Annotated in this window: 6 protein-coding genes and 1 pseudogene; 5 read left to right on the forward strand and 2 right to left on the reverse strand. The window is 63.3% G+C overall.

Annotated features, from left to right (window positions below; translation table 11 throughout):
• The 4 genes and pseudogenes from A2J02_RS00360 to A2J02_RS00375 form a co-directional block, all read left to right on the forward strand.
• Nucleotides 1-392: pseudogene (locus A2J02_RS00360) on the forward strand (carbohydrate ABC transporter substrate-binding protein); the annotation flags it as partial.
• Between the two features lie 49 nt (nt 393-441).
• The gene (locus A2J02_RS00365) at nt 442-1,341 is read left to right on the forward strand and encodes a carbohydrate ABC transporter permease (protein WP_068045284.1); all 900 of its coding nucleotides are present in this window, start codon (nt 442-444) and stop codon (nt 1,339-1,341) included.
• Nucleotides 1,341-2,270, forward strand: a complete 930-nt coding sequence (locus A2J02_RS00370) for a carbohydrate ABC transporter permease (protein ID WP_082898537.1) — start codon at nt 1,341-1,343, stop codon at nt 2,268-2,270. The genes A2J02_RS00365 and A2J02_RS00370 overlap by 1 nt, the downstream gene beginning before the upstream one ends.
• A complete protein-coding gene (locus tag A2J02_RS00375) occupies nt 2,267-4,399 on the forward strand; it encodes an alpha-galactosidase (protein WP_231911389.1) in 2,133 nt (710 codons plus the stop codon). Before A2J02_RS00370 ends, A2J02_RS00375 begins: the two co-directional genes overlap by 4 nt.
• Before the next feature lie 78 nt (nt 4,400-4,477).
• Here A2J02_RS00375 and A2J02_RS00380 read toward each other — a convergent pair whose 3' ends face one another.
• Nucleotides 4,478-5,737, reverse strand: a complete 1,260-nt coding sequence (locus A2J02_RS00380; protein WP_068045287.1) for a reverse transcriptase family protein — start codon at nt 5,735-5,737, stop codon at nt 4,478-4,480.
• 350 nt (nt 5,738-6,087) lie between these two features.
• On the opposite strand from A2J02_RS00380, the gene A2J02_RS00385 reads away from it, so the two are divergent.
• The gene (locus A2J02_RS00385; RefSeq protein ID WP_068045290.1) at nt 6,088-6,495 is read left to right on the forward strand and encodes a DUF302 domain-containing protein; all 408 of its coding nucleotides are present in this window, start codon (nt 6,088-6,090) and stop codon (nt 6,493-6,495) included.
• Nucleotides 6,496-6,778: 283 nt separating this feature from the next.
• Here the strand turns inward: A2J02_RS00385 and A2J02_RS00390 are convergent, their stop codons facing one another.
• Nucleotides 6,779-7,042, reverse strand: a complete 264-nt coding sequence (locus tag A2J02_RS00390) for a metal-sensitive transcriptional regulator (RefSeq protein ID WP_011331580.1) — start codon at nt 7,040-7,042, stop codon at nt 6,779-6,781.
• Between the last annotated feature and the right edge of the window lie 251 nt (nt 7,043-7,293).

Consider the following 7,293-nt stretch of genomic DNA (forward strand, 5'->3'; position numbering starts at 1 on the left):
AACTCGACTCCGCCATCGGCAGTTCCGCGGTCGAGGCCCCGATGGACGGCTTCATGATGCGGGCGGATCCACGCAATCGCCCGGGGGCCGAGAAGCTGCTGACCTTCCTCACCGGCCCCGAACCTGCCGTCGCCTACGCGAAGCAGGATCCGCAGGCCATCCCCGCACATCGAGACGCCGACCTGTCGGATTTCCCTGCGCTGGTGCGTAAGTCGGCAGACCTCGTCCAGAACGCCGGAGAGATCACGCAGTTCTTCGACCGCGACACTCGCCCCGATTTCGCGTCGATCGTCATGATCCCGGCCCTGCAACAGTTCATCGGCAACCCGAACGACGTCGACGGATTGGTCCGCAGCATCGAGCGTCAGAAGTCGGCGGTGTTCGGAACATGAATCCCGCTCGCCCCCAATTCATTCACCCACGTCGAGATCAGGTAATGCCATGACCGCACCCGAACGGGTCAAGTCGCCGAAGATCAGGCGCAGTGTTCGCGAGAAGTGGACCATCGCGATGATGCTCGGCGTTCCCGCGATGATCGTCATCGGACTCGTCTGGATCCCCACGGTCTTCACGGTCATCCTGTCGTTTGCACGGTGGGACGGCATCGGCGGCACGTCGAGTATCGAGTGGATCGGTACCCAGAACTACGTCGACGCGGTCCAGGCGTACCCACCGTTCCAGCAGGCGTTGCAGAACAACGTGCTGTGGCTCGTGTTCCTGTTCCTCGTCCCCACCGTCATCGGCATCCTGCTGGCGATCCTGCTGGACAAGAACCTCAAGGGATCTCGGCTCTACCAGAGCATCTTCTACATCCCCGTGGTGCTGTCGATGGCCCTCATCGGCTTCATCTGGCAGCTCATCTACTCCACCGAGGGCGGCGTCCTCAACAGCCTGCTCGGTACCGACGTCGACTGGCTCGGCGATCCGGACATCAACATCTGGGCCGTCATGGTCGCAGCAGGCTGGCGGCACACCGGCTACATCATGCTGTTGTACTTGGCCGGCCTCAAGGCCATCGACCCGTCCGTCCGCGAGGCCGCGGTGATGGACGGCGCCGGACCGATTCGCACGTTCTTCAGCGTCATCTTCCCGCTGATGAAGAACACCAACCTACTGATCATCGTGATCACCGTCATCGAGGCGCTACGCGCTTTCGACCTGGTGTGGGTGATCAACAAGGGCCGCAACGGACTCGAGCTGATCTCGGCGCTCGTGACGGCCAACGTGGTCGGTGAGGCGAGCCGCATCGGCTTCGGTTCGGCACTGGCCACGATCATGCTCGGCATCTCACTCGTCTTCATCGCCCTGTACCTCGCCATCGTTCTTCGGAGCAAAGACTGATGACCACTTCACTCACGCGCACAGCACCTCCCGAGCGCGATCCGCTGACCCGCAATCGCGCGGCCGTCGCCAATCGTCGACGCGCGGGCACCGCGCAGATCGCGATCTACGTGCTGCTGACGGTCATGGCAGTGGCCTGGCTGTTTCCACTGGCGTGGGCGGTGTACAACTCGTTCCGCAGCTACGACTACGTGCTGCTCAACGGCTACCTGTCGGTGGGCGGGTTCACGTTGGACAACTACATCGACTCGTGGCAGATCGGCGGCATCCCGCACTACTTCCTCAACTCGCTGATCATCACCGTTCCGTCGGTGCTGCTCATCCTGTTCTTCGGCTCGATGGCGGCGTTCATCCTGGCGCGGTTCAGCTGGAAGTTCAACATCTTCATGTTGGCGGTGTTCATCGCCGGAAACCTGCTACCCCAGCAGACGCTGCTGACCCCACTGTTCCGGCTGTACAACGCAATTCCGGTTCCGTACTGGATGAGTTCCTCGGGCTCGCTGTACGACAGCTACTGGGGCCTGATCATCGTGCACGTCGCATTCCAGACCGGGTTCTGCGTCTTCGTGCTCAGCAACTACATGAAGACCGTGCCCCACGAATTGCTCGAGGCGGCGACCGTCGACGGAGCCGGGCTGTTCCGGCAGTACTGGCAGGTCGTCATGCCGCTGTGCCGGCCCGCACTGGCTGCCCTCGCGACACTCATGGTGACGTGGATCTACAACGACTTCTTCTGGGCTCTGGCCCTGATGGTCAGCGGTGACAAGCTCCCGGTGACGACGGCGCTGCAGAATCTGCAGGGCAGCTTCTTCACCGACACTAATCTACTCGCGGCCGGATCGGTGCTGGTGGCACTGCCTACGGTGTTGGTTTTCATTGCGCTGCAACGACATTTCGTATCCGGTCTGACGATGGGTGCCAACAAGTGAGTTTCACCGTCCTGCGCCGTGACGGAGTCATGGTGATCCTCGGCCCGTCCTCCACCGCAGTTCCGGCCGTGCTGCACTGGGGTACCGATCTCGGAGAACTCTCCGATCACGACCTCACCGAACTGCGCCGAGCCGCGATACCCGCAGTTCCGCACTCGAGTGTCGACGTACCTCGGTGGCTCACCCTGGCACCCGGCGGCGACGACGCCTGGCAGGGCACCCCAGCTCTGGCCATGCATCGCGACGGTTCGGTGCAGTACCCGCGGTGGGCAGATGTGACCGTCTCCGCTACCGAATTCGGTTGCACTGTGGACGCTTCCGACAGCCAGCTGGGCATCTCGTGGTCGATAGAACTGTCGCTCGAGGTCGGCGGATCACTGCGGGTGCGTCAGGGTGTCCGGAACGTCTCGGGCGAACCCCTGACCGTCGACGGCGTCGTGGCCCTGATGCCGTTGCCGGACACGGCAACCGAACTGCTCGACCTCACCGGCCGGCACTGCCGCGAACGCACCCCGCAGCGTCGACGGTTCGATCACGGCACGGTGGCGCGTGCCTCGCGTCGCGGAAGAACCGGGCACGACGCCACCCTGGTACTCACCGCAGGCAGCAAAGGCTTCGGCTTCCGCAGCGGCGAGGTATGGGGTGCCCATGTCGCCTGGAGCGGCGATCACCTGCACCTGGCCGAGCGTCTGCCCGAGCGTGCCGGTCAGGCCTCGGGCGTGCTGGGCGGCGGTGAGCTGCTCGCCCCCGGCGAGGTGGTGCTGCAGACAGGTGAGACGTACACGACTCCGTGGGTGCATTTCGTGTACTCCTCTGCCGGATTGGACGGTTCGGCGCAGTCGCTGCATCGCTGGATGCGCTCCCGCCCAGCACATCCCACATCCCCGCGCCCAGTGGTGCTGAACGTGTGGGAAGGCGTCTACTTCGATCACGATCTCACCCGGCTGCGCGGCATCGCGGACGTCGCCGCACGAGTGGGCGTTGAGAGATTCGTTCTCGACGACGGCTGGTTCCGCCACCGACGCGACGACCGGGCCGGTCTCGGAGACTGGCAGGTGGACGAGGGCGTCTGGCCCGATGGGCTGGCTCCGCTGTTCGATCACGTCCGAGAGCTCGGCATGAGCCCCGGCCTGTGGTTCGAGCCGGAGATGGTGAACCTGGATTCCGATATCGCTCGGGCGCATCCGGAGTGGATGCTCGCAGCACCGGGTCGAGTTCCACTCGAGTGGCGTCATCAGCACGTGCTGAATCTGACGCGCCAGGATGTCTTCGACTATCTCCTCTCGGCCATCGATACCGTGTTGGCGACCGAGCGGCCGGACTACGTGAAGTGGGATCACAACCGCGACTTGATGCTCGCGGTCGATACCGACGGACGCGCTGCTGTGCACGCCCAGACCTCGGCGTTCTATCGGTTACTCGACGCCTTGCGATCCCGACATCCACAGGTCGAGTTCGAGTCCTGCGCATCGGGCGGAGCCCGCATCGACCTCGAGGTCCTCGAACACACCGACCGGGTCTGGGCGTCGGACACCAACGATCCACTCGAACGTCAACGGCTGCAGCGGTGGACGACGCAGTTGCTGCCGCCGGAGTTGATCGGATCCCATGTCGGGCCGCAGATCGCGCACACATCCGGCCGGTGGTCCACGCTCCAATTCCGTTGCTTGACAGCGCTGTTCGGTCACGCCGGGTTGGAGATGGACGTCACGGAACTATCGTCCGAGGATCACGAGTACCTGGCAACCTGGACCACGCTGTACAAGGAACTGCGCAGGCTACTGCACACCGGTGACGTGGTGCGCTCCGACCACCCCGACCCGAGCGTCTGGGTGCACGGAGTCGTGGCAGCGGACTTCTCCGAGGCCGCGTACGCAGTGGTGCGGATGGACACCTCGGCCGAGGACCGCACGGATCGCGTGCGCCTCCCGGGTCTCGATCCCTCCCTCAGGTATCGCATCGAATTCGTACGTGAACTGAGCGATCTCGGCAACGGTATCCAACTGCCGCCGTGGATCGCCGACGGCGGGGTACTGGAACTGTCGGGTGCGATGCTCGCGCAGGCCGGTGTGGCCCTGCCGGTGTTGTTCCCGCAGACCGGAGTGCTTCTGCGAGTGCGAGCCCTCTGAGGCGTATCCGCTCCTCAGTTCTGTATTCCCGCCTGCGATCGGAGGCTGGAATCCGAATCCGAGGAGCTGATTCGCGGCTCAGTCCCAGTTCACCTGCGACGCCATACTTAGCAGCTTTGCTCGTCGCGTCTCGTTGGTCTCGCCGATGCGGGCGATGCGTCCGTAGACATGGGCCCGAAAGTCGTTGTGGTCGTTTCGGTTCTGTTCGGCAACGCCGGCGGTGATGCAGTTGTGCAGCAGCGCCCTGAGATTGTCGTACTCTTCTCGGGGCACTGCCGGCCACGAGTTGACGACGAGTCCGGTGAGCTGTTGTCTCTGATGCGCGCGTCGGACCCTGGTCTTGTCCGGATGGATCGTGAAGCCTTCGTCGTGGGCGATCTGGGAGGTCAGCCACAGCAGTCTGTCGACGTCGATATCCGCACCGCCGGAGAACGCCAGGTCGTCTGCGTATCGGCTGTAGCGAGCTCCAACAGATCGGGCCAGTCCACTGGCTCGGATATCGAGTTGTCGCGCAGCGAGATTCGCCAACGCAGGAGACGTGGGCGCACCCTGCGGCAGATGTGTGGCACGAAGTCTCGCTGCGGTGGGACGGTCCATCCCGATCAACTCGCCGGCGGGGGTGACCGTCGTACACAGCGCTGCGAGATTTGCCGCTACCCTCCGTGGGTAGCCGACCGCCTCGAAGATCGCGACCACTCGATCGAAGCCGATGGACGGGAAGAAGCGTCGGAGATCCACCGGGATCACCACGTCGCGTTCGGCGTGGGGCATCGCAAAGGTTCGCGGGCTCCGCGCCTTTCGAAAGCCGTGCGCCGCCGGATGCGCCGGTATTCGGTCGAGGATGCGGCGCAATATCTTTCGCTGGATCTCGCGCAGTCGCGGTTTCGGAACCTCCAGCAGGCGGATTCCCTGCCGCTTGTCGAGTCGCGCAGACCGATAGTGCTGCAACGGGAACGGTGCGGTTCGGAGTCTGCCCTGCAGATCGGCGAACCATTCGATTTCGGAGATCGTCAGGTCGAGGGATCGCGCGAGCTGACCGGTCGTTTCGTAGCGTGGCACCTCGAATCGCCAGGGTTTGCGGCCGGTGCGTACTTGCGGTCGCTGCGAAGACCTCGAAGGCTCCGAGATGAACGGAAGGTCGCGCAACAGAACGAATATCGATGCCTCGTCGAACGGCGGGCTCGGATACAGATTGATGATGCGATCGGCCAACCACGACGCCTTTTCAGGCGTGAGACGCGCGAACGCGACCTCGAGGCCCGATCGCGTCCACTCGGCATCGGCCGCCAACCGAGCCAGTGTCGCAGCGGCCCGTGGGGACAATTCGCGCTCGGTCATGGACGGCTGTCGATCAGGTGAAGCGCTGTGACATGCAACGGCGCGGGGCGACCGAAATCTTTCGTCCTCGGAGCAGCAAAGCACGCGAAGCGTGCGGACCTGCTTCGGACGCAGTGATCGATTCTCGTGATGTACCCAGGGGTTACCCCTGAGAGCGGAGCCCGCGGAGCGACCAAAAACACTGAGACCGGTCCCGCGGACCAACTCTCGCCCGCGCGCCGCTGCATACCTCCACCATGCCAAATCGACGCCGGTCTGTCAGCGGGATAAGCGACATCTCACCGGCTGTGCGATACCCATGCGGGTATGCTCGGCATTGTCACGCTCGACAACCGAAGGATCGGAACATCATGACCGAATTGGCCATCAGCACGCGAGTGAACACCACGTTCGAGGACACTGTGGACGCCACTCGAAAAGCGCTGTCCGAACAAGGTTTCGGCATCCTCACCGAAATCGACATGCAGGCCACGTTGAAGTCGAAGATCGACGCCGACATCGAACGCTATGTCATCCTCGGTGCCTGCAATCCGCGATTGGCGAAGGGAGCGATCGATACGGATCGGCAGGTCGGGTTGCTGCTGCCCTGCAACGTAGTCGTCCGAGCCGACGGAGGCAGCACGATCGTGGAGGCGATGAATCCGCAGGTCATGGTCGGATTGTCCGATGCTTCCGGGCTTGCCGACGTGGCCGACGAGGCCACTGCACTGCTACAGGCGGCAATCATGACGTTGGGCGGCGACAGCGCCGTCGTGTGAACGACCACTCGACCTGACCGCTATACCCCCTTGGGTATAGTGAAGTCAGGTGTTCGAGTGACAGAGGAGAAATCATGTGTAGAGCCGTCACGTGCAAGAAGTGCGGAAAGACGACGTGGGCAGGGTGCGGCCAGCACATCGACCAGGTGATGCGGGGCGTTCCCTCGTCGAATCGATGCAAGGGTCACGATGCCGATCCGCCGTCTCCAGGATTTCTGTCCCGCATGTTCTCCAGAAAATAGTCCTGCCCACCCCGTTCCATTGCGGGGTGGGCAGAAGATTCTCAGGCGAGGGCGAGAAACAGCTTCTCGAGTTCCGCTTCGCTCATCTTCTCGCCTGTCTCCGCTCCCGTGATGCACTCACGGAGTCCGGTGGCGACGATCTTGAACCCTGCCCGGTCGAGAGCCTTCGACACCGCGGCCAGCTGGGTGACGACATCCTTGCAGTCACGACCGCTCTCGATCATGGCAATCACCCCTGCAAGCTGACCCTGCGCACGCCGCAGACGGTTCAATACCAATGCGATGCTTTCGGTGTCACCGGTCATGTCGTTCAGTCCTTCGTTCGATGAAACTCCAGTTTACCCCTAGGGGTAAGAGTGGTCGTGGTGGCCGAAGCCGTACGGCCTCGGCCACCACCGTGTTGCTCTGGATCGGTGACACTCAGCTGTGCGAGAAGCCGATCTTGGGGAGTACCGCACGCAACCACGCGGGTGACCACCATGCGGCGTGGCCGGTCAAGCGCAACAACACCGGCAGCAGAACCAAGCGGATGAGAATCGCGTCCAGCAATACGGCG

The organism is Rhodococcus sp. EPR-147 (genome assembly GCF_001647185.1).
Taxonomy (GTDB): domain Bacteria; phylum Actinomycetota; class Actinomycetes; order Mycobacteriales; family Mycobacteriaceae; genus Rhodococcoides.